This window comes from Patiriisocius marinistellae, assembly GCF_009014635.1.
In the GTDB taxonomy this organism is placed as follows: Bacteria; Bacteroidota; Bacteroidia; order Flavobacteriales; family Flavobacteriaceae; genus Patiriisocius; species Patiriisocius marinistellae.
Genome location: NZ_BKCF01000001.1, coordinates 924,051 through 946,955 on the forward strand (window position 1 = coordinate 924,051; position 22,905 = coordinate 946,955).

The 22,905-nt window shown below is 33.5% G+C and carries 20 protein-coding genes; 12 read left to right on the top strand and 8 right to left on the bottom strand.

What is annotated here, in order from left to right; all coding sequences use genetic code 11:
• Window positions 1-22: 22 nt before the first annotated feature.
• From GB234_RS04060 to GB234_RS04100, 9 genes are all read left to right on the top strand, one after another.
• Window positions 23-928, top strand: coding sequence for a geranylgeranylglycerol-phosphate geranylgeranyltransferase (locus tag GB234_RS04060; RefSeq protein WP_151893236.1), 906 nt, complete (start codon window positions 23-25; stop codon window positions 926-928).
• Window positions 929-989: 61 nt separating this feature from the next.
• Window positions 990-1,937 (top strand): carbon-nitrogen hydrolase family protein, encoded by a 948-nt coding sequence (locus GB234_RS04065; RefSeq protein WP_151893237.1) that lies wholly within the window; start codon window positions 990-992, stop codon window positions 1,935-1,937.
• 118 nt (window positions 1,938-2,055) lie between these two features.
• On the top strand, window positions 2,056-3,093 hold the full coding sequence (locus GB234_RS04070) for a flavin-containing monooxygenase (protein ID WP_151893238.1): 1,038 nt from the start codon (window positions 2,056-2,058) through the stop codon (window positions 3,091-3,093).
• A 156-nt stretch (window positions 3,094-3,249) separates the two neighbouring features.
• The gene (locus GB234_RS04075; protein ID WP_151893239.1) at window positions 3,250-4,122 is read left to right on the top strand and encodes a pseudouridine synthase; all 873 of its coding nucleotides are present in this window, start codon (window positions 3,250-3,252) and stop codon (window positions 4,120-4,122) included.
• A 35-nt stretch (window positions 4,123-4,157) separates the two neighbouring features.
• Window positions 4,158-4,496, top strand: coding sequence for a hypothetical protein (locus GB234_RS04080; RefSeq protein WP_151893240.1), 339 nt, complete (start codon window positions 4,158-4,160; stop codon window positions 4,494-4,496).
• 450 nt (window positions 4,497-4,946) lie between these two features.
• Window positions 4,947-6,344, top strand: coding sequence for an arginine decarboxylase (locus tag GB234_RS04085; RefSeq protein WP_151893241.1), 1,398 nt, complete (start codon window positions 4,947-4,949; stop codon window positions 6,342-6,344).
• Complete coding sequence (gene speB, locus GB234_RS04090) at window positions 6,334-7,266, top strand: agmatinase (protein ID WP_151893242.1); 933 nt, start codon at window positions 6,334-6,336, stop codon at window positions 7,264-7,266. The genes GB234_RS04085 and speB overlap by 11 nt, the downstream gene beginning before the upstream one ends.
• Window positions 7,259-8,233, top strand: a complete 975-nt coding sequence (locus GB234_RS04095) for a deoxyhypusine synthase family protein (protein ID WP_151893243.1) — start codon at window positions 7,259-7,261, stop codon at window positions 8,231-8,233. The genes speB and GB234_RS04095 overlap by 8 nt, the downstream gene beginning before the upstream one ends.
• A gap of 72 nt (window positions 8,234-8,305) precedes the next feature.
• Window positions 8,306-9,850, top strand: a complete 1,545-nt coding sequence (locus GB234_RS04100; RefSeq protein ID WP_151893244.1) for a bifunctional GNAT family N-acetyltransferase/carbon-nitrogen hydrolase family protein — start codon at window positions 8,306-8,308, stop codon at window positions 9,848-9,850.
• A gap of 54 nt (window positions 9,851-9,904) precedes the next feature.
• Here the strand turns inward: GB234_RS04100 and GB234_RS04105 are convergent, their stop codons facing one another.
• Entirely contained in the window at window positions 9,905-11,320 is a 1,416-nt protein-coding gene (locus GB234_RS04105; protein ID WP_151893245.1) for an MptA/MptB family glycosyltransferase, read from the bottom strand.
• Window positions 11,320-12,477, bottom strand: coding sequence for a TolB family protein (locus GB234_RS04110; RefSeq protein ID WP_151893246.1), 1,158 nt, complete (start codon window positions 12,475-12,477; stop codon window positions 11,320-11,322). The genes GB234_RS04105 and GB234_RS04110 overlap by 1 nt, the downstream gene beginning before the upstream one ends.
• Window positions 12,478-12,508: 31 nt before the next feature.
• On the opposite strand from GB234_RS04110, the gene GB234_RS04115 reads away from it, so the two are divergent.
• On the top strand, window positions 12,509-13,750 hold the full coding sequence (locus GB234_RS04115; RefSeq protein WP_151893247.1) for a M28 family peptidase: 1,242 nt from the start codon (window positions 12,509-12,511) through the stop codon (window positions 13,748-13,750).
• 14 nt (window positions 13,751-13,764) lie between these two features.
• The gene (locus tag GB234_RS04120; RefSeq protein ID WP_151893248.1) at window positions 13,765-14,139 is read left to right on the top strand and encodes a VOC family protein; all 375 of its coding nucleotides are present in this window, start codon (window positions 13,765-13,767) and stop codon (window positions 14,137-14,139) included.
• Window positions 14,140-14,169: 30 nt separating this feature from the next.
• Here the strand turns inward: GB234_RS04120 and GB234_RS04125 are convergent, their stop codons facing one another.
• Together GB234_RS04125 and GB234_RS04130 are read right to left on the bottom strand one after the other, a co-directional pair.
• A complete protein-coding gene (locus tag GB234_RS04125; RefSeq protein ID WP_151893249.1) occupies window positions 14,170-14,544 on the bottom strand; it encodes a DUF779 domain-containing protein in 375 nt (124 codons plus the stop codon).
• Window positions 14,545-14,623: 79 nt separating this feature from the next.
• Complete coding sequence (locus GB234_RS04130; RefSeq protein WP_151893250.1) at window positions 14,624-16,147, bottom strand: aldehyde dehydrogenase family protein; 1,524 nt, start codon at window positions 16,145-16,147, stop codon at window positions 14,624-14,626.
• Between the two features lie 149 nt (window positions 16,148-16,296).
• Between GB234_RS04130 and GB234_RS04135 the strand changes: the two genes are divergently transcribed.
• Entirely contained in the window at window positions 16,297-17,211 is a 915-nt protein-coding gene (locus tag GB234_RS04135) for an AraC family transcriptional regulator (protein WP_151893251.1), read from the top strand.
• A 3-nt stretch (window positions 17,212-17,214) separates the two neighbouring features.
• Here GB234_RS04135 and GB234_RS04140 read toward each other — a convergent pair whose 3' ends face one another.
• The 4 genes from GB234_RS04140 to GB234_RS04155 all read right to left on the bottom strand — a co-directional run bounded on the left by GB234_RS04140 (window position 17,215) and on the right by GB234_RS04155 (window position 22,804).
• On the bottom strand, window positions 17,215-18,705 hold the full coding sequence (locus tag GB234_RS04140; RefSeq protein ID WP_151893252.1) for a cellulose synthase family protein: 1,491 nt from the start codon (window positions 18,703-18,705) through the stop codon (window positions 17,215-17,217).
• On the bottom strand, window positions 18,702-19,397 hold the full coding sequence (locus tag GB234_RS04145; RefSeq protein WP_151893253.1) for a glycosyltransferase family 2 protein: 696 nt from the start codon (window positions 19,395-19,397) through the stop codon (window positions 18,702-18,704). The genes GB234_RS04140 and GB234_RS04145 overlap by 4 nt, the downstream gene beginning before the upstream one ends.
• A 165-nt stretch (window positions 19,398-19,562) precedes the next feature.
• Window positions 19,563-21,464 (bottom strand): 4Fe-4S binding protein, encoded by a 1,902-nt coding sequence (locus GB234_RS04150; RefSeq protein WP_151893254.1) that lies wholly within the window; start codon window positions 21,462-21,464, stop codon window positions 19,563-19,565.
• 35 nt (window positions 21,465-21,499) lie between these two features.
• Complete coding sequence (locus tag GB234_RS04155; protein ID WP_151893255.1) at window positions 21,500-22,804, bottom strand: NAD(P)/FAD-dependent oxidoreductase; 1,305 nt, start codon at window positions 22,802-22,804, stop codon at window positions 21,500-21,502.
• Window positions 22,805-22,905 lie beyond the last annotated feature (101 nt).

Below are 22,905 nucleotides of genomic sequence, written 5' to 3' on the forward strand. Positions count from 1 at the left end.
GTTATTTTCAAATAAATTTTACATGTTAAGCAGAAAACAAAAGCATTTCTTGTTGAAGTTTTTTAGCTTGTTCTCCATTGTTAGAGGGTATAATATTTTAGTGATTGTTATCGCACAATATTTAACCTCTATTTTTATTCTTGCACCTCAATTACCTTTACGACAAGTCCTTCTTGATGTTAACTTATTAATGCTTATTCTAGCCTCTGCAGCTGCAATTGCTGGAGGATATATAATTAATAGTTTTTATGACAGTGAAAAAGATTTAATTAATAGACCAAGAAAAACAATGCTAGATAAGCTAGTGAGTCAACAAACAAAATTGACGGGTTATTTTGTACTCAATTTTATGTCTGTATTTTTTGCGAGTTATGTCTCTTTTAGAGCTGTAGTTTTTTTCTCGATATATATTTTTGGCATTTGGTTTTACTCTCATAAATTAAAGAAATTTCCATTTATAGGAAATCTAGTTGCCACATTGCTAGCTGTTGTTCCTTTCTTTGCAATTTTTATCCACTATCGTAATTTTAGCGAGGTAATTTTTGTGCACGCTACATTTCTTTTTCTATTAATTTCTATGCGAGAGTTGACAAAGGATCTAGAAAATATTAAAGGCGATTTAGCTCAAAACTACCGTACCATTCCAGTAGTTTATGGAGAGAAAGTTTCAAAATTTATTCTTACATTTTTAAGCATTGCTACACTTATTCCAGCCGTTTTATTACTCACTAGTTTCAAATTAGGATATATGCATGTGTACTTTTATTTAAGTATCATAGCACTTATTGTTTTTGATGTTTTACTTTGGAAATCTAATCGTAAGTTGCACTATATCATTTTACACAATATTTTAAAATTTATAATTGTCGCTGGAGTTTTGTGTATCGTTTTAATTGATGTGGATGTTTTTTTGGGGAGATTTTTTTAAATAGCTAGAGCCTTTCGAATAGCACTATCAAATTTTATAATAAACTACAAACTTTATTTTTATGAAAAACCTTCTTAAAGTTGCCTTAGCTCAAATAGCACCAGTTTGGCTTGACAAAAAGGCTACATTAAAAAAAATTGAAAATCAAATAATAGAGGCGGCAGATTACAATGCAGAGCTCATAGTTTTTGGAGAAGGTTTAGTTCCAGGATATCCATTTTGGTTAGCACTTACAGGAGGTGCAGAATGGGATAAGAAAGTAAATAAAGAATTGCATGCGTATTATGTTCATAATAGTATAACAATTGAAGATGGAGATCTAGATACAATTTGTGCACTAGCACAGAAACATAAAATAGCAATATATTTGGGAGTTATTGAACGACCATTGGATAGGGGCGGGCATAGCATTTATTGTTCATTGGTATATATTTCAGAAGCTGGCATTATCCAATCTGTACATCGCAAACTACAACCTACTTATGATGAAAGGCTTACATGGTCACCAGGTGATGGTAATGGTTTGCAAGTTCATAGACTTAAAAAATTTACAGTTGGCGGATTAAATTGCTGGGAAAACTGGATGCCACTACCACGAGCAGCACTGTATGGTCAAGGCGAAAATTTGCACGTTGCAGTTTGGCCTGGAAGTGACCATAATACTAAAGATATTACCCGCTTTATTGCTAGAGAATCTAGGAGTTATGTAATCTCAGTATCTTCGCTAATGCGGAAAAGTGACTTCCCTGAAAATACTCCCTATCTTAATAATATTATAGAAAAAGCTCCAGATTTACTTGCCAATGGCGGAAGTTGTATCGCAGGACCAAATGGTGAGTGGCTTATAAAACCAGATATTATTACAGATGGAAATATCTATCACACTTTAGATTTTAACCGTGTTTATGAAGAGCGTCAAAATTTTGATCCCGTAGGTCATTATTCCAGACCAGATGTCACCAAATTAAAAGTAAATAGAGAAAGACAATCAACAATAGAATTTGAATGATTTTGTAATGTTCAATAATTATAAATTACTTAATCGTAGATTTTCAGGATTATAATTAATATTTACTATTAACCATCTATTTGTTTCTACTTTTGCAAAAAAATATAAGCAAAAAGAAATGTTAGATTATGTGATTATTGGTGGAGCACAAGCAGGACTTTCAATGGCATACCATTTGAAAAAAATGGATAAAAAATTCCTAATTGTTGATGGAGGAAATGAAATAGGTGCCTCTTGGTTAAATAGATGGGACTCATTAAAACTATTTACACCTACTGAATATAATCACCTACCAGGATTAAAATTTGATGCGCCTAAAGGACACTACCCCACTAAACTTGAAGTTGCTAATTATTTTAAATTGTATGTAGAAAAATTTAATTTTCCATTACAACTTAAAACGTTAGTTAAAAAAGTGCGTAAAACCGAAACATGTTTTTACGTTATGCATGAGCAGGGTGAAATTAAGACTAAAAATATTATAGTTGCAACAGGGCCATTTCATATTCCATACACACCTCCTTGCCATTCTAAAATATCTGCTAATATTCTTCAAATGCATAGTAACTATTATAAAGGGTTGCATCAATTAGAAGAAGGTGATGCATTGGTTGTTGGTGGAGGGGACTCTGGCTATCAAATTCTGAACGAAATTTCTAAGAACACAAACAGGATCGTGTATTTTTCAGGGGATACTAAGGTTAAATCACTGCCCCAGAATTTTCTAGGTAAGACCTTATGGTGGTGGTTTACTTTGATTGGTTTTTTAAGTTATAGTAAATATAGCTGGATAGGGAAAAAAATAAATTCAACTACACAACCTGTCATTGGGACTGATGTAAAAGAAATTCTTTCTAGAAAAAACGTAATAACAACAGGGAGAACAAAAGATGCACAAGAAGAACAAATAATATTTGAGAATAAAAAAATTACAACCATTAAAAATATTATTTGGGCCACAGGGTATCGTCCTAACTTTAATTGGATAGAAGGATTAGAGCTTGACGAAGATGGGTACCCTAAAAATTATAGAGGGGTTAGTAACATTGAGGGATTATATTTTATGGGGCTTCCATGGATGTTTACTAGAGGGTCTGCAACTTTAGGAGGAGTTTCAAAAGATGCTTCATATTTAGCCGAAATAATAAACAACTGAACATAAATAGTTTGATATTACTTTTTGTTTAGGTCATATTTATTTGGAATAGTTTAATAGTTAATCCACTATTTAACCTCACCTTAACCAAAACACCAACCGCTTTGCGTATCTTTGCGCCCAAATTAAAAACGCCTGACTCTCAGGTAATTCATTATGAGCAGAAACGATAATAGCCGAAAAGGAAAGACTTCAGGAAGAGGAGCTACGAATGCTAAATTTAAAGGTGGTTCAAAAGTAAATGCACCACAAAAAAGAGTTGGTAAATCAAAACCTGCTGCACCAGCAGAACCTATTAAAAAAGCTCCATCAAAAAGAACGAATACCATGGAAGGAATTCGTTTAAATAAATATATTTCAAATAGTGGAATCTGTTCACGCCGTGAGGCTGATACTTATATAGCAACAGGTCTTGTAAGTGTTAATGGAAAAATCATTAATGAAATGGGTTATAAAGTAAAACTTGAAGATGATGTACGTTTTGACGGGCGTCGTCTTAGCCCAGAACCTATGGCTTATGTGTTACTTAATAAACCTAAAGGCTTTGCAACAACTACAAGTGATAGCAAAGGGAACACAGTAATGGATTTGGTCTCAAATGCTACAAGCGCAAAAATAACTCCCATAGGTAGGCTAGGCCGAAATTCAACAGGTTTATTATTTTTTACTAATGATGATAAACTAAAGGAAAAATTAAGCAAAAAAGGGATGGAGCGTTTGTTCCATATTGAATTAGATAAAAACCTAAAAGCAGCCGACCTTCAAAAAATCAAAGACGGTCTTACTATAGACGGTAAGAAAGTTGAAGTGATTGACGTGAGTTACGTCAAAGACAAGCCAAAAAAAGAAGTTGGTTTAAAAATCAAAAATATGGGTAATAGCATTATTCGTGACATCTTTGATTATTTAAATTATGATGTTGTTAAATTAGATTGTGTTACACTTGCTCACTTAACAAAAAAAGACCTGCCAAGAGGTCGCTGGAAAATTTTAACCAAGCAAGAGTTAGAGTTGTTCGGTATGCTTTAGTAAATATCACATAATTTAATTTACAGCAAATAAATATGACTAAAGAAGAGTTTTTAGAAGCACACATATTCCAAGGATTAGATAATATAAATGATGGTTTTGATATTGAAAACACGCATTGTTTTTCTGAGTCAGATTTTAATACGGTAATAGAGCGTACAGAAAAATTAGGTGTGGGTATTTATGCAATTGCACCATGGCATGATGGCAAGTTATTTGGCGCTAAAGTAAATGAAGATTACAGAAAAAAAGCCACAGATGCTCGCTGGTATAAAACAGCTTTCTTTGCTTTTAAGCGCAAACAAGAAAAGATGAAGTATACAGCAACTTTTCGAGTTTCTGAAGCATTATTAAAAAAGCAAATTTCAAAATAATACTATTTGTAACTATTCAAAATAGAGAAAAAGTCGGTTCAATACCGAATTTTTTTATGTCCTTAAAATTTTATTAAAAATTAATTTTCAATTCATTTTTTAGTATACATTTGTCATGTTATTTAACCACATCTAATTGTGGTAGCTGAACAATTTGAACCCTGTTTATATGTTCGGGTTTTTGAAGATTAGGAAGTCATATTCAAAAACAGCTTATAAGATAAGCGACCGAATTTTAAAGCTAGCTTCCGTTTCACCATTGGTCTTCGCCACTGGTATTGATACCACAAGCCTTGGGCCTGTGCGTAAAACTATGGGTTCTTTCCACCGTTTAGCTTACTGGTTAAGCCCAATTATTATCTGAGTAGTACGTTAAACTTCTGTTATCATTCCCATTTCGTTTGGGAAAGCATACTATTGCCATTATTTTTATTACACTAAAACTATTTAATGAACACAAAATATATTGATCTTATTGATCAAACCTATCATTTTCCACAAGAAGAATTTAGCCGAAACGAGACATCCTTAGAGTTCCACGGTGTTGATTTAATGAAACTAACAGCCGAATATGGTACGCCTCTAAAATTTACCTATTTACCTAAAATTTCAGAAAACATCCAAAGAGCAAAAAAGTGGTTTGCTAATGCCATCGAAAAGCATGATTACAAAGGAAACTATAATTATTGCTATTGTACAAAAAGTTCACACTTTAAACATGTTTTAAATGAAGCTTTAAAAAATGATATTCACATTGAAACGTCATCTGCGTTTGATATTAATATAGTAGAAAGTCTTAAGGCAGAAGGTAAAATTACAGACAAAACATATGTTATCTGTAATGGTTTTAAACGTGACCAGTATATAAAAAATATTACAAGATTAATAAATGGAGGGCAGGAAAATTGTATTCCTATAATTGATAATTATGAAGAGTTAACCTTACTTTCTGATGGCATTGAGCGTGACTTTAAGGTTGGTATTCGTATTGCAAGTGAGGAAGAGCCTAAGTTTGAATTTTACACATCTCGTTTAGGAATTGGATATAAAAATATAGTTCCTTTTTATGAAGACCAAATTAAGAATAACGACAAAGTAGAGCTAAAAATGCTTCACTTTTTTATCAATACAGGAATTCGTGATAATGCATATTACTGGAATGAACTTGTAAAATGTTTAAAGGTTTATACTAAACTTAAAAAGGTGTGTCCATCACTTGATAGTTTAAATATAGGAGGCGGTTTCCCAATTAAAAATAGTCTTGCTTTTGAGTATGATTATCAATATATGATTGACGAGATTGTAAATCAAATAAATATTACTTGTGAAGAGGCTGAAGTACCAGTACCTAATATTTTCACAGAATTTGGAAGTTTTACAGTTGGCGAAAGCGGTGGTGCGATTTATGAAATATTATATCAAAAGCAACAAAATGACCGTGAAAAATGGAATATGATAAACTCTTCATTTATTACAACATTACCAGACACTTGGGCTATTAATAAGCGCTTTATTATGTTGCCTTTAAATCGTTGGGAAGATGAGTATGAACGTGTTTTGTTAGGAGGTTTAACATGTGATAGTGATGATTATTATAATAGTGAACAGAATATGAATGCTATATATTTGCCTAGATTTAAGAAAGACAAGCCCCTCTATATTGGGTTTTTCAATACAGGTGCATATCAAGAAACCATTGGTGGTTTTGGGGGATTACAACATTGTTTAATCCCAACACCAAAACATATATTAATAGACAAAGATAAAAACGGAACTATTTCCACAAAACTATTTTCAGAACAACAAACAAGCGAGCAATTGCTAAATATTTTAGGGTATGACAACTAAAACTTACGCGGGAATTCCAAAGGAAAACGCTGCATTAGAAACTTCAAAAATTGTATTAATTCCGGTGCCTTATGATGGTACTAGCACATTTCAAAAAGGAGCAGATAAAGGTCCAGATGCCTTTTTACATGCCAGTGAAAATATGGAATTATACGATATTGAAACAGAAACTGAAGTGTATAAACAAGGTATTCATTTAGCAGAAGCAATCACAGAATCAAGTTCTCCAGAGGCTGTTGTTAATGAAGTCCATAAAAGAACTAAAGAATACATTTTACGTAATAAATTTGTAACTGTTTTTGGAGGTGAGCATAGTATCTCAATAGGAACAATTAGAGCATTTAATGAATGTTTTGACGATTTAACGGTATTGCATATTGATGCGCATGCAGATTTACGTAAGGAATATCAAGGCTCAACTTGTAACCATGCGTGTGCGGTTTATGAAGCAAGTCAAACTACAAATTTAATTCAAGTGGGAATACGCAGCATGGATATAGCAGAAACCACTGTTTTAGATAAAGAAAAAACTTGGTTCGCTCATGATATGGCAAATGATGACTATTGGATTGATAGCGTTATTGAAGCACTAGGAGATAATGTATTTATAACATTTGACCTAGATGCATTTGATCCCTCAATTATGCCCTCAACAGGAACGCCAGAGCCAGGAGGATTGTTTTGGTATGAAACTTTAGATTTTTTAAAACAAGTATTTGAAGAGAAAAATGTAGTAGGATTTGATATTGTAGAGTTATGTCCTAATGAAGCCGATAAATCTTCAGATTTTCTTGCAGCAAAATTATATTATAAGATGTTGAGCTATAAGTTTAATGGTGCAGAAGAAGGAGAAGAATTTGAGAGTAATTTTTCAGACAAAGGAAATACAATTTCAAAATTTAAAGACAATCAAGATGACTAATAAAGGAGCGATATCAGAGTTTATTCAAAAATATTATTTACACTTTAACGCGGCAGCTTTAGTTGATGCTGCAAAAGGATATGAAGAGCAGTTAAATGGTGGTTCAAAGATGCTTGTGTCATTAGCGGGTGCCATGAGTACTGCTGAAATAGGAAAGATTTTTGCCGAAATGATTCGCCAAGATAAAGTGCACATTATCTCATGTACGGGCGCAAACCTTGAAGAAGATATTATGAATCTTGTAGCGCATAGTCATTATAAGCGTGTTCCTAATTATCGTGATTTAACTGCTCAAGATGAGTGGGATTTACTTGAAAAAGGATTAAATCGTGTGACAGATACGTGTATTCCAGAAGAAGAAGCTTTTAGAAGAATCCAAGAGCATATTGTAAAAATTTGGATGGATGCAGAAGCGAAGGGTGAACGCTATTTACCACATGAATATATGTACAAATTATTGTTGAGCGGTGTTCTTGAGCAGTACTATGAGATTGATATTAAAGATAGTTGGATGTATGCAGCAGCTGAGAAAAATTTACCAATTATTTGTCCAGGATGGGAAGATAGTACTATGGGTAATATTTTTGCAAGCTATGTTTTAAAAGGCGAATTAAAGGCAAGTACCATGAAGAGTGGTATTGAATACATGACTTTTTTAGCAGATTGGTATACTGATAACAGTGAAAATGGAATAGGTTTTTTTCAAATAGGAGGAGGAATTGCGGGAGATTTCCCTATATGTGTTGTGCCTATGTTGTATCAAGATATGGAACGTACAGATACGCCGTTTTGGAGCTATTTCTGTCAAATTAGCGATTCAACAACAAGTTATGGGAGTTACTCGGGAGCGGTTCCAAATGAGAAAATTACTTGGGGAAAATTAGATATAAATACACCAAAGTTTATCATTGAAAGTGATGCAACTATTGTTGCTCCATTAATATTTGCATACTTACTTGACATGTAATTTTTTTAATTTATAAATAAACAACAGCATTTTAATATAACATGATTATTACATTTCCGAAGGGAAAATACTATGAGCACTAAAAAGAATATTTCAGAAATTGAAAACATTGAATTATCATTTTTAACAATTGAAGATTTTCAAGAATTAAAAACAGCTACTCAAGAAGCCTATGTAGGAATGCAAAATTCTTATTGGGCTAAACCAGCTATTCAAAAATTGATTGATATTTTTCCTGAAGGGCAAATTTTAATTAAAATTGATGGTGAAATTGCAGGTTGTGCGCTTTCTATTGTAGTTGATTATGCTCAAATAGATGATAATCATACCTATGCAGATATAATTACAAAAAGCTCTTTTAAAAATCACAATGCAAAAGGTGATGTCTTGTACGGGATTGATGTTTTTATAAAACCTTCATTTAGAGGTTTGCGTTTGGGACGTCGTTTATATGATTATCGAAAAGAATTGTGTGAAAACCTTAATCTAAAGGGGATTGTTTTTGGAGGTAGAATGCCTAATTATCATATCCATAAAAATGATATGTCGCCTAAACAATACATTGATGCGGTTAAAAGAAAAGAAGTAAGTGACCCTGTTTTAAACTTTCAAATATCAAATGATTTTCATCCTATTAGAGTTATAAAAGGATACTTAGAGGGAGATACAGCATCTGCAGAATATGCCGTATTAATGGAGTGGGATAATATATATTACACAAAACCTACTAAGTCGCCTTCTGCTGTAAAAACAATTGTAAGATTAGGGTTGATTCAATGGCAAATGCGCCCTTACTCTGGCCTTGAGCAATTAATGCAACAAGTAGAGTATTTTGTGGATAGCGTTTCTGGATATCGATGCGATTTTGCTGTTTTTCCAGAATTTTTTAATGCGCCCCTAATGGCAGAGTTCAATCATTTAAAAGAATCTGAAGCCATACGCGAACTTGCTAAATTTACAGAGGAAATAAAGAATAGAATGTCTGAGTTTTCAATTTCATACAATATTAACATCATTACGGGAAGTATGCCAGAGCTTGTAGGAGATACTCTCTACAATGTGGGTTATTTATGTCGTAGAGATGGAAGTATTGAGCGTTACGAAAAAATTCATGTTACTCCAGACGAGGCTAAAGTATGGGGTATGCAACGAGGAAGTGAATTAAAAACGTTTGAGACAGATTGTGGAAAAATTGGAATATTGATTTGTTACGACAGTGAGTTTCCAGAACTTTCTAGATTATTATCAGATGAAGGGATGGATATTTTATTTGTTCCATTCTTAACAGATACTCAAAATGGTTACTCGAGAGTACGCCTATGTTCGCAAGCAAGAGCTGTCGAAAATGAATGTTATGTTGCTATTTCAGGGAGTGTAGGTAACTTACCAAATGTTGAAAACATGGATATTCAATATGCTCAATCTGCAGTTTTTACACCATGTGATTTTGCATTTCCAAGTAACGGTATTAAAGCCGAAGCAACTACAAATACCGAGATGATTTTAGTGGCTGACGTAGATATAAGTCTTCTACGCGAGCTACATTCTTTTGGTGCTGTAAAAAACTTAAAAGATAGACGCAAAGATGTCTATGACGTAATAAGAGTTAAAAAGTAAAATTTTTACATATAAAATGAACCACCTCACAAGCCTCAATGTTTGTGAGGTTTTTTATTTAATTTCTGAAATTTTTAGACTTGAAGAGATGCTATAAATTTCCCAAATTGAAAATCCAATTACGACTAAATATTCTATACAAACAAGCCATAAATTTTCAGAAAATCCATTAAACCCATAAGCAGAATAAGAAAGCATAATTACAAAGCTCCAAACAATAGGAAATTTGTACCGAGTGAAAACAGAGAGAATTAGCGGCGTAGCAACATACCAAGGATGTACCGTAGTAGAAAGTAAAAAGTAAAAAGAAACACCTAGTAATATTCCAGTAATCAATTGTTGAGTGGTTTTATTACTACGGAAAAGAGACAAGATTGCTAAAAATACTATTGTTATTAATGGTAAAATAGAACCTACAGTCCCTATAATATTCCACCCCACTGTTTGATACCCTATCCATCGTATTATATAATACACACTAGCATTAAACTCAAAATTACTAAACCAAAGACCTATTGTCGCAGCAAAATTTGAAATAAAAACTTTAGATAAAAAAGGAGCAAATGTTAATATTACTGTTCCTAGTACTATAATGTAAAATTTTAATGATGATACTAAGTTGAGCGTAGCCGAAACCTCTTTTTTATAAAACCATTTAAAAAATAAAGGCAAAAATAATAAAGGCAACAACTTCACAGAGATAGAAACTCCCATCAATACTGCAGCCCAAAACCATTTTTCTTGGTGCAATAAGTAAAATGACCATACGACAAATAATAACATTACTCCTTCAAAATGAAGATTGCCAGTAAGTTCAATAATGATAAACGGATTTAAGAAATACCAAAAAATATTTTTTACAGGGAGGTTAAGTTTTTCTAAAAGTTTTTTTCCAAAATAGAGAATACCTACGTCAGCAATAATGATTAAAACCCTTAAAACAACCACAGACCCCAAAATACTTTTGCCCGCAAATAATGCAGCTATTAAAAAATATAATTGGTTTATAGGTGGATAATTACTATAATGACTGGCGTTAAGGTCACCCATTCCTCCAACGAGTTCTGCGGATTGATTTATAACGATTGAGTTCCAATCAATTAAATTCCAATTGCTTAAAATGTGTTTAGGAGGCATATTAGTAATAAACTGCTCAGGGGTAAACAAATAAGGGTTCAGCCCTTGCAATAAAACACGCCCATCCCATAAAAACCTGTAGAAATCCTGTGAGAGATTTGGAATTGCAAGTAAAAATAACAACCTAAATAAGACCCCAAAGCCAGCAATCTCCCAAAAACTAAATCTGCTATGTTCAATAATACGCCATGTACAAAAAAATAATCCTGTATAAAGCAATAGTAATTTTAGAAACTCATGGCGTTCTAATGAATATCCAAATAAAAGATACCCAACTACACTCAATATAATGAGTAGGATTGACAGGTAGTTTTCTTTTAAGGCGATGTTCATCAATCCTGCCACTCTGCTATAAACAAATTAGTATCTCTTCCACCGCCATTGTTTCGGTTTGAGGAGAAGGCTAAATGTTTGCCGTCGTTACTAAATACTGGAAATGCATCAAATGTTTCTCCGTGGGTAACTCTTTTTAAATTTTTACCGTCGACGTCAATTATGTAAAGATTAAAAGGGAAGCCGCGTTCTGCTTCAAAGTTACTTGAGAACAATATTTTCTCTCCACTAGGGTGAAAAAATGGACTCCAATTTGCATTACCAAGATTAGTTAATTGTTTTAAATTACTGCCGTCTGCATTACAAATATAAAGTTCCATATCTGTAGGTTCAACTAGACCGTCAGCAAGTAAGTCTTTATATTTTTTAATTTCGGCTTCCGTTTTTGGACGTGAAGAGCGGAAGATTAATTTTGTTCCATCTGGTGAGAAAAAGGCACCGCCATCATAACCCAATTCGTTAGTAATTTGCTTGACGTCACTACCATCAATATTCATTGTATACAATTCTAAATCTCCGCTGCGTGTTGATGTGAAGACAATTTTATCTCCCTTTGGCGAAACTGTAGCTTCTGCATCATAGCCAGGCTCAGTAGTCAATTGATCTGTGATGTTTCCTTCTAAATCTGACACAAATATGTCAAAACTATCATAAACAGGCCAAACATAATTTCCATTTTTACGTAGCGGAACTTCAGGACATTCCCTGTCTGCTAAGTGCGTGCTACCGTACACGTAATGTTTGTTATCTGGCAAAAAATAAGCACATGTTGTGCGTCCCATTCCTGTTGAAATCATGGGAGGTTGTGTGTCTTTAAATGTTTCTTCAACGTTCATTAAAAACATTTGGTCACAATTTACACCCCATTCTTTAAAATTAGATTGAAAGACTAATTGCTTGTCATCAAAGCTCCAATAAGCTTCGGCATTATCACCGCCAAATGTTACTTGACGTATGTTTTTAAAGTGAACTTCTTCGGGATAAATTAGTGTGTCGTTAGTAACAGCATCTATAATTGCATCTCTAGTTAATGAAGTCACGGTGGTTTTTTCTTCGGAAATAGTCTCCGAATTTAAAATTTCCGAAGTATTATTCTTAACATCATTCTTACAAGAAAGGAACATACAAATTGTAAATAGACAGGCAAATACTCTCATAAATCTAGTAATTTTGTGTAAAAATAAGATTATGCGTTCAATTGTAATACTATTCGCTGTTTTGATTGTAATTTCTTGTAAACAAGAAACAAAAAAGACGGTGATAACAATGAAAGAAGATGTATTTGCACTTGCAGACGATGCTTTCAATGGAAGAGAGACTGGAACAAAAGGAGAGGTACAAGCTGCAGCATATATAGCAAAAAGATTTAAACAAATAGGGTTACAACCTAAAGGGGTTGCTGGCGCATTTACACAAACATTTACTTTTAAGCCTAGTGCTAATCCACATGAGCAAGCAGGGTTTACTGAGAAGAATGAAGACGGTACTTTGACAGGCACAAATGTGTTAGGGTATATTGATAATAAAGCAAAGAATACAGTAATTATTGGTGCGCATTATGATCATTTAGGTATGGGTGGCGACGGCTCTTTGTACAGAGAGGGAGAAGCAATACATAATGGTGCAGATGACAACGCAAGTGGTGTTGCTGTAATGATGAAGCTTGCTTCGGAAATTTTAGACAACCAAGAAACTGCCATGAAAACAAACTATCTTTTTATTGCCTTTTCTGGAGAAGAGATGGGATTATTGGGGTCAAATTATTTTGTAAAAAATCCTACGATTGATACTAAAGCAGTTTCATACATGATTAATATGGACATGGTAGGGAAGTTGAACGAAGAAAATACTATTGCAGTCCACGGAGTGGGAACATCGCCAATTTTTAAACAAACATTATTTGCAAATAATGATGGTGCATTAAATATTGCCGAACATGCAAGTGGTATAGGCCCAAGCGATCATACTTCTTTTTACTTAGCAGATATTCCTGTGCTTCATTTTTTTACGGGACAACATGAAGATTATCATAAACCTAGTGATGATGCAGAGAAGTTAAATTATGAGGGTATGAAAAAGATTGCAAATTATATTTTAAATGTCATTGAAGATCTAGATGATGCGGGTAAGTTAAATTTTAGGAAAACTAAAAATGAAAGTGAAGAGGTACCCATGTTTAAAGTAGCGCTTGGTGTTGTGCCAGATTATTTATACAATGGACAAGGAATGCGAATTGATGGAGTAAGTGAAGATAAGCCGGCTCAAAAAGCAGGATTAAAAAAAGGTGATATCGTTGTAAAACTTGGTGATTTAGAAACTGGAGATATGATGAATTATATGAAAGCACTAGCTACATTTGAAGAAGGGCAAAGCACAATAGTCACTGTTTTGAGAGATGGTGAAAAGATGGAGGCCAAGGTCACTTTTTAATTTTCAAAAATTTTATGAACCTAAATCAAATCACCGTTCCATCAATAGATTTAAATAAATCAATTCTGTTTTATGAAACATTAGGTTTAAAGTTAATAGTAAAAGCATTGCCGTATTATGCAAGATTTAAATGCCCTGATGGGAATGCTACATTTTCCATTCATCAAGTTGAAAAACTACCAGAGGGTATTGGAGTTTCTGTTTATTTTGAGTGTGAAAATTTAGATAACCATGTAGATTCACTTTTAGAAAAAGGTATTTGTTTTGATGAATTGCCAAACGACAAATCATGGTTGTGGCGAGAAGCAAGATTAAATGACGTAGATGGCAATCAAATTATTCTTTACTATGCAGGAGTTAATAGATTGAACCCACCTTGGAAAATTTAATTATTATAGCAAATAGCTTGTAAAGATTATTTAATACACATTTTCAAGATTTTCAAAATAGCTGTCTTCTTCTTCAGTTAAAAGTCTTGATTTTACTAAAAATCGAATCCCCAAAGGAATTTCGACAGAGAAGCTAGAGCCTCTTCCTTTTACAATATCGACTGTTAAATGAGTATGCTTCCAGTATTGATATTGGTCAATATTCATATAAAATGGAATTGTCGCAATGTGACCAAGTAAAACATCACTCTCGTCTAGGTATAAATCTTCTTTCATAAGGAGCATGGGTGAGGATCCATCGCAACAACCGCCACTTTGATGGAAAATTAATTCTCCGTACTTTTTTTGCATTTGTATAACTATAGCTGTTGCTTTTTCTGTAATATCTACCCTAGATTTTATCATTGTATTTTAAAAATTAAAGATTTTGAAAAAGGGGCCAAAATAATTTTATCCCGACCCCTTAGGTTAATTCAACTAATTATTAAAAGAAACCTAACTTTTTCTTATCGTAAGAAATAAGCATATTCTTAGTTTGTCTATAATGATCTAACATCATTTTATGGTTTTCTCTACCAATACCAGATTTTTTGTAACCTCCAAAAGGAGCGTGTGCAGGGTATGCATGATAATTGTTTACCCAAACTCTTCCAGCTTTTACTTTTCTTGCAATTTGATAAGCTTGGTGTGTATCTCTTGTCCAGACTCCCGCTCCTAAGCCATATAGTGTGTCATTTGCAATATCAACAGCTTCATCTTCATCTTTAAAAGTTGTTACACACACTACAGGGCCAAAAATTTCTTCTTGGAAAACTCTCATTTTGTTATTTCCTTTAAAGATAGTAGGCTGTATGTAATAACCTCCTTCAAGCCCTTCGTTATAAGCAGCGTCTCCACCGGCTAATACTTCGCAACCCTCTTCTTTACCTATTTTAATATAGCTAAGGATTTTTTCATATTGGTCATTTGAAGCTTGTGCGCCTAGCATTGTATCAGGATCAAGAGGATGACCTATCTTAATTGCGTTTGTACGTTCAACAACTTTTTTAATAAAAGCTTCATAAATACTCTCTTCAATTAAAATACGTGATGGGCTAGTGCAGACTTCCCCTTGATTAAAAGCAAATAGTACTGCTCCTTCAATTGCTTTGTCAAAAAATTCATCATCTGCATCCATGATGCTTTTAAAAAATATGTTTGGAGATTTTCCTCCTAATTCAAGTGTGACCGGGATAATATTTTTAGATGCATATTGCATGATAAGTTGTCCTGTAGTTGTTTCTCCAGTAAATGCAATTTTATTAATTTTTGGATGAGAAGCGAGTGGCTTTCCAGCTTCTAGACCAAAACCATTAACAATATTAAGAACACCAGCTGGGATTACATCTTTAATAAGATCTGCAAGCATCATTATACCTACAGGAGTCTGTTCTGCAGGTTTTAAAACTACACAATTACCTGCTGCTAATGCGGGAGCTAATTTCCATGTGGCCATTAGGAGTGGAAAGTTCCATGGGATTATTTGTCCAACAACTCCTAGGGGTTCCCATATATTTAATGAAAGTGTGTTTTCATCAAGTTCACTTGCACCACCTTCCTCAGCTCTAATGGCTCCAGCAAAATATCTAAAATGATCTACCGCTAAAGGTAAATCTGCATTCATTGTTTCTCTAATAGGTTTTCCATTATCCCAAGTTTCTGCTTTTGCTAAAACTTCTAGATTAGCTTCAATAACATCTGCTATTTTTAAAAGTATGTTACTGCGTTCTGTTACTGATGTGTTATTCCAGTAAGGTGCAGCTTTCCATGCTTCATCAACAGCAAGGTCTATGTCATCTTTAGTAGAACGTGCTATCTTCGTAAAGGCATTTCCGTCTACTGGAGAAATACTTTCAAAATATTCTCCTTTTACAGGGGCTACCCATTTACCACCTATAAAATTATCGTATTGATTTTTAAATTTAGGGCGCTCTATTGCATTTCCTAATGCTGTTGCTGTGTTGCTCATAATGATAAAATATTAATAGTTTAATTGATAAATACTTAATAATGATAAATGTATTTTAATAATTATGTATTAACTTGAACAATTCTATATTAAAGTAGCACATATCTATATTCCTTTTATAAATAGCGCTATTTGTCGTATTATTGAATATGAATCACTCATTGTCAAGACATAAAACTTCAAGAAAACTGTACACGTTAGTAGAGAATCGTACTACGTATAATGCTAAATATTCTGAACTTAATATTTTTGAAACCCACGCTATTGCAGAAAAAGTTTCACTAACATTTGATTTTCCTGTAATCGCAAGTATGCTTACAGGAAAAAAAATTATGCATTTAAAGGATAAAGCTCCTTTTAATTTTTTACCTGGAGAATCTGTAGTGATGCCCTCTAATCAAGAAATGATAATTGATTTCCCAATAGCTAGAATAGACAACCCTACGCAATGCCTTGCTTTAGGAATAGATGCTCAAAAAATCTATGAAGTAGCCAATAGATTTAACGAAGAGATTTTATTAAAAGATGAAAAGGATATTTGGACTTTAGAAAAGGGTATAGCGTCACATTTAACACATCAAGTTGAGGTTAATTATTTAATAGAGAGACTAGTAGATACATTTACAAAGAATACAGTATCAAAAGATGTATTGTTAGATTTAATGATACAAGAACTTATTGTTCGTCTATTACAAACTAAGGCTAAGCAGAGTATTTTAAATGATGATTTACACATTTTTAGTGATACACGCATAGGCTTCGTGGTAAAATTTATACGTGAAAATTTAACAGATAAGAGTATAACCATTGAACAATTAGCCCAAAAAGCTTATATGAGTACCTCTAATTTTCATAAAAAATTTAAAAACACTTTAGGAATTTCACCAATTGATTTTGTAAATTCTGAAAAAATAAAATTTGCTAAAAAATTGATGAAGCACCATAAAAAGATGTTGATTTCTGAAATTGCCTTTAAAGCAGGTTTTAATAATGTAAGTTATTTCAATAGGCAGTTTAAAAAACTAGAATTTATGACTCCACAACAATTTAGATTAAGTTTATAACCTTTAGGCTTTACTTGTTAAACTCTTAAAGAATACAAAGCCAAAACCAATAAAGAGCATTAAATGAAATGGAAAGAGTCCAAAATCACCACCCTGGTCTCCTACAATAAATGCTGAATACATTCCAAATCCAAAGTAGAGCATTAATAATCCTTCAAAAACCACATTAATTGATATTTTTTTCTTCAAATATTTATTGCCTGTCCACTTATCTTTTAAGGAGTTTATATTAAATTTTGGCGTACGTACAAACTCACTTTTCTTCCCAATATGACCTTCAATTACTGCAATAGTATTGTGTAGAGAAAAACCCATTGCTATTGAGAAAAAAGTAAAAAACATCCCAGTATATTTTAAGAACTGCTTTATACCACCACCGTAGATACTTTTAAAAGTATACCAATAACAGACAAAAAAGATAACTGTACTAACAATAAAGAAACTCATTACAAGAAAATATATTTTCAAATGCTCATATTCGTTCTTTATCCACAGCATAGGAATGCTCAATATTGCTACTAAAAAAATATTTAAAAACATAGTGCTATTTAGCAAGTGCAATAGGCTATGAATCTTCGTTTTTACTGAAACATTTTCACTTTTAAGAACACGTTTCATCATTTTTTGAAAATTTTCTGCACCACCTTTGTTCCATCTAAATTGTTGCGAACGTGCAGCACTAATAACTACCGGTAATTCGGCTGGAGTTTCTACATTTTCTAAATATTTGAATTTCCAATTCTTTAATTGTGCTCTATAACTTAAATCAAGATCCTCTGTCAACGTATCGCCTTCCCAATTTCCAGAATCAAGGATACACTCTTTACGCCATACCCCAGCAGTACCATTAAAATTAATAAAGTGACCTTCACTGTTACGACCTACTTGTTCTAGGGTAAAATGAGCATCTAATGCAAATGCTTGTACTTTAGTAAGTATAGAATAATCACGATTAATATGTCCCCAACGGGTCTGTACAACGCCAATTTGAGGGTTTTTAAAGTAAGGTATTGTCTTTTTTAACCAGTCTCTTTGAGGAAGAAAATCGGCATCAAATATAGCTATGTATTCTCCTTTTGCTGTTTTTAGACCTTCCTTTAATGCGCCAGCTTTAAATCCAGTACGGTCTGTTCTTGTTATGTGCTGGATGTTAAGACCAGTTTTTCTTAGGTTTTCAATTTGATTTGCAGTAGTTTGCAATGACTCATCTGTAGAGTCATCAAGAACTTGTATTTCAAGTTTATCATTGGGGTATTCTAGTGTAGCAATATTATCTAATAACCTTTCCATAACGTACATTTCGTTATAGACTGGAAGTTGTATAGTTACAAAAGGGATTTCCTCCGCTATAGTAAAATCAAATGTTTCACAGGTGTTTTCATGTTTCTTTGAGCGGAGGTAATTAAAAAGTAGGTTGAGCTGGGCAATTGCATACATTAATATAAGTAGCAATGCAACCGAGTAAATAACCATAATTATGGTTTCAAGAATCATTTTTTTAAGGAGTATTTAAATATCCAACCTAATATTTTAACGCCTGCAAAGATAGCACCTTTTACCGTTCCTGAAACTTTAGATTCGCCTATACGATTTCTGTATTTCATAGGGACTTCAACGTAGGTGTAGTTTCGTTTTAATGCTTTTAATTGCATTTCTACTGTCCACCCGTATGTTTTATCTTCCATATTTAACGCTAATAATTTGTCATATTTAATAGCTCTAAAGGGACCTAAGTCTGTAAATTTTGATCCAAAAAATAACCGCATTAAAGTGGTGGCTAGCCAATTTCCAAATTTTTGTGGTACCGTCATAGACCCAGCTTCTCTTAAGTAAGCAACACGTGCACCAATGACAAAATCAATATTATTATTAATAATGGGTTCTACAAGCTCTGTTAATTGTTGGGGGTAATCACTATAATCACCATCTAGAAAAACAACGATATCTGCTTTTTTTTTTGAGGATTCAACATGCCTTATACCTTTTAAACAAGCATAGCCGTAGCCCATTTTTTCTTCAATTAATACTGTTGCGCCAGCATTTGTGGCAACAGCTTCAGTATTATCTGTAGAGCCATTGCTCACAACAATCACTTCGTCCACGGTAGCAGGAATATCATTAATGACTAATCCTATGGAATCTGCTTCATTGTAAGCAGGTATGATAACTTTTATTATGGGTTTCATGAAATAGATGCTAAAAATCCAAATGAGAAGTTTTTATTGAAATTAAAAACTTAAAGGTTTTACTTCGGAAATATTAAATTCTTAAACAACGCGAATATCATTTAAATAAACCGAAATAATGGCGCTAATATTTCCGAAGAATTTGATGCGTTTGAATTTTATAAATTATTTTTTGTTATTCATAAGTTCCATTAAATTTACGTCGTTTCCTAACAAAACATCAGTAGGATTTATGCGTCCATCTTCTGGTCCATTTTCTAATTTAAGAACGCCACGGGGGCATACAGCAGAGCACACACCGCACCCTACACATGAGCTGCGTACAATGTTTTCACCTTTTTGAGCGTAGGCACGCACGTCGATTCCCATCTCACAATAGGTTGAGCAATTACCACAAGAAATACATTGACCTCCATTAGTAGTAATTCTAAATCTTGAAAATAAACGTTGCTGAAATCCTAGAATCGCTGCCATAGGGCATCCAAATCTACACCAAACTCTGCTCCCTAATAATGGATAGAAACCTACACCTATAACTCCGCTAAACATTGCGCCAATTAAAAAACCATAGCTTTTTCGTAATTGATATGCATCAAAAAAGAAAAGTTTTCCAGGGTTACTAAAATATGTGAATAGCAATATTGAAAGTACTACTACAAAATATCCTATTGCACCATATTTTGCATCTTTTGCTAATGCGTCTCTTTTGAATAGCATTACCCAAGCGAATACTAATGTTAATAAGCCAATAATAAACCAGATAAAAAACTCTTTAGATATCCAGAAATCATCATAAACTGCAATATCTTGTTGTTTAGCAACGGTTAAGTTTTCTCCGTTTGAATTGCTGTTTTTTATTATAGCTTCATTCCCATTTTTAATAATGTGTAGCGCTTGTTTATTTTCACTTTGTGATGCTACTATATAGTCTATTGTAATACCTTCAGTGTCTTCAATAGTTGGTGCTTCATTTTCTTCGTATAAAAAAACAACTGCTTTAGCTTTAGCTTTTTCAGCTTGTTTTATACGTTCTCCAATGGATTTACCTTGGCTTTCACTCATGATAACAACCTTATCTTCTAGATTGCTCCACTCACTTATATTTGAAGATTCGTTACCCCTTAAATATGAAAAAATAACAGCGGTAGTCATTACAGTTACAAAAACGACAACACTATGAATTACCCAACGCTCCACTTTCCAAGCAACTTGGCGTTTATCGCTTAAATGTCTAAAGGGATCTCCAGCTGTTTCGGCAAGACCTCCACAACCACACACCCAAGAACAGTACCAGCGCTTTCCATATTTATAGGTGAGAATAGGAGAGACTACAAAAATTGAAATTATACCAAAGATTAACATCAATAATCCCACGTTACCAGCACTTAAAAATTCGTCTATTTTATAACCAGCAAAAAGGTCATAATTAAGAGGCCACATGTTTTTTAAATCATAATATGGCTGGTTTAATCTTACTAATATTTCAGGAATGACAAAAGCAAAAGCCAACTGAAAAAACATCACAGAGCAGGTGCGGAGTACTTCGTATTTGTTGTGCCAATACTTATACATGAATTTTACACCAAAACCTAAGATGGCTAAAGTATATAAGGTTCCATATACAAACCACTGGCTCGCTGGATTACCGCTTAAAAGTTTGCTTAATGGATCAAATAAAGCAATAACCCCATTATTATCTCCATCTTCCACGAGCCCTAAATATTGCGGAAACCAATAGAGCGCTACATAAAATAGCGTAATGAAGATACCCAATGACCAAGCCCAAAGCCCTCTTGATGAGAGGGATTTAAAATAAACGCCATCATTTTTTATACCTGCTTTTTTATGTGCATATCCAGCATGTGCAAACCAAATAATCCCAGTGGCCATTGCTACAAGCGAGGTTGTTAGCCAGATTACTTTGCCGCCTGGAAGAATTACATTAAATAAGGCTATTAACAAAATAAATAAACCGATGAGACCAAGGGCACTCGCTAATTTTTGTTGCTTATTAATAGTTTTTGGCGGTTGTCCAGTTAAGGACATGTCGTTTTGTATTTTACTCATAGTATTAGAGTTCTAAAAAAGAGAGATGCTGTTTGTTAAATTGTTGCTTTTGTTTTGCTAAAAGTTGCTAAAATATCATTCTCAAAATGAGTATAGAATTCAGGATCAAAATTAGCTTCCTTTAAATGATTGACTACGTATTCAACGTCCCGCTTTTCTGTAAGCCAATTGTCAATAACATTATGACGCATGCGAATACCAAAGGTGTTTATACCTAAAAATTGTCCCGTGTCTCTATGATATGCGATTGTTATACATTTAGTATTGTCTGCATGTTTCCAGTGAAAGTGCAGTTCTTCATCTTTTTTATTCCGTTCACTAAAAACCCATCCGTAGGTTTGATATTCAATATCAAGAAATTTTGCACTGTTAAACCAATGCCCAGGATTATATTCCATAGGATTTCCACAAATTGTTTGTGCTACAGTCTCCCCCATCATCCTTCCCGTATACCATACAGCTTCAATAGTACGACGATTACCAATGGCTTCATGTTGCTCAGCACAATCCCCAATAGCGTAAATATCTTTAATATTAGTCTCTAGTAACCTATTAACTTTAATCCCTTTACCTAAAGCAATGGGGCTGTCTTTTAGAAACTCAACATTAGGAGTTACACCTGCTGTTAATCCTACAACATTGCAGGGCAATTCCTCACCAGTTTCTTCAATAACAACAGCTTTTGCACGCCCATTTTCATCAGCAATTATTTCTTTTAAATTAGTGTTTAAACGCAAGTCAATGTGGTGGTCTTTAATGTGTTTGTTAATCATCTCACTCTCTCCACTTGGTAGCACGCCGTTCCAAAAACTAGTTTCTCTCACTAAAAATGTTACAGGGATATCGCGAGTTCGTAACATTTCGGCCATTTCAATACCTATTAAACCTCCCCCTACAATCACTGCTCGGTTACATACTTTTTTATTAGGAGCATTTTTCTCTAAGGATTGCAAATCTTGATAGGAATACAATCCTTGAACTCCATCAAGGTCTTGTCCAGGCCAACCAAACATATTAGGCTTTGAACCAGTAGCTAAAATTAACGAGTCATACGTTATGTTTTCTCCGTCTTTAGTCACCACTTCTTTTTTGTCCGGTAGTATTTGTGATACAAAGGCCTTCTTTAAATCTATTCTGTTTTTTTTCCAAAATTTATCCTCATACGGTTTCGTATGCTCAAATTTCATATGACCCATGTATATGTACATCAATGCAGTACGTGAAAAAAAATGATCAGTCTCTGCACTTATAATGGTAATTTTATGGTCGCTTAATTTTCTAATATGACGGGCAGCAGTAACTCCGGCAATTCCGTTTCCTATGATGACAACGTGTTTCATAAATTTTCCCGAGAAGTCGGGGAACTATTTTTGATAGGTTTTTAATTATGTCGCACATCAAGGTACAAACTTTACATACAGTAGTGAAATAATAAAAATTA

Bases quoted from the DNA above. Each gene is read 5' to 3' on its own strand.
- GB234_RS04060 (WP_151893236.1), top strand. From the start codon at position 23: ATGTTAAGCAGAAAACAAAAGCATTTCTTGTTGAAGTTTTTTAGCTTG.
- GB234_RS04065 (WP_151893237.1), top strand. From the start codon at position 990: ATGAAAAACCTTCTTAAAGTTGCCTTAGCTCAAATAGCACCAGTTTGG.
- GB234_RS04070 (WP_151893238.1), top strand. From the start codon at position 2,056: ATGTTAGATTATGTGATTATTGGTGGAGCACAAGCAGGACTTTCAATG.
- GB234_RS04075 (WP_151893239.1), top strand. From the start codon at position 3,250: ATGAGCAGAAACGATAATAGCCGAAAAGGAAAGACTTCAGGAAGAGGA.
- GB234_RS04080 (WP_151893240.1), top strand. From the start codon at position 4,158: ATGACTAAAGAAGAGTTTTTAGAAGCACACATATTCCAAGGATTAGAT.
- GB234_RS04085 (WP_151893241.1), top strand. From the start codon at position 4,947: ATGAACACAAAATATATTGATCTTATTGATCAAACCTATCATTTTCCA.
- speB (WP_151893242.1), top strand. From the start codon at position 6,334: ATGACAACTAAAACTTACGCGGGAATTCCAAAGGAAAACGCTGCATTA.
- GB234_RS04095 (WP_151893243.1), top strand. From the start codon at position 7,259: ATGACTAATAAAGGAGCGATATCAGAGTTTATTCAAAAATATTATTTA.
- GB234_RS04100 (WP_151893244.1), top strand. From the start codon at position 8,306: ATGAGCACTAAAAAGAATATTTCAGAAATTGAAAACATTGAATTATCA.
- GB234_RS04105 (WP_151893245.1), bottom strand. From the start codon at position 11,320: ATGAACATCGCCTTAAAAGAAAACTACCTGTCAATCCTACTCATTATA.
- GB234_RS04110 (WP_151893246.1), bottom strand. From the start codon at position 12,477: ATGAGAGTATTTGCCTGTCTATTTACAATTTGTATGTTCCTTTCTTGT.
- GB234_RS04115 (WP_151893247.1), top strand. From the start codon at position 12,509: ATGCGTTCAATTGTAATACTATTCGCTGTTTTGATTGTAATTTCTTGT.
- GB234_RS04120 (WP_151893248.1), top strand. From the start codon at position 13,765: ATGAACCTAAATCAAATCACCGTTCCATCAATAGATTTAAATAAATCA.
- GB234_RS04125 (WP_151893249.1), bottom strand. From the start codon at position 14,544: ATGATAAAATCTAGGGTAGATATTACAGAAAAAGCAACAGCTATAGTT.
- GB234_RS04130 (WP_151893250.1), bottom strand. From the start codon at position 16,147: ATGAGCAACACAGCAACAGCATTAGGAAATGCAATAGAGCGCCCTAAA.
- GB234_RS04135 (WP_151893251.1), top strand. From the start codon at position 16,297: ATGAATCACTCATTGTCAAGACATAAAACTTCAAGAAAACTGTACACG.
- GB234_RS04140 (WP_151893252.1), bottom strand. From the start codon at position 18,705: ATGATTCTTGAAACCATAATTATGGTTATTTACTCGGTTGCATTGCTA.
- GB234_RS04145 (WP_151893253.1), bottom strand. From the start codon at position 19,397: ATGAAACCCATAATAAAAGTTATCATACCTGCTTACAATGAAGCAGAT.
- GB234_RS04150 (WP_151893254.1), bottom strand. From the start codon at position 21,464: ATGAGTAAAATACAAAACGACATGTCCTTAACTGGACAACCGCCAAAA.
- GB234_RS04155 (WP_151893255.1), bottom strand. From the start codon at position 22,804: ATGAAACACGTTGTCATCATAGGAAACGGAATTGCCGGAGTTACTGCT.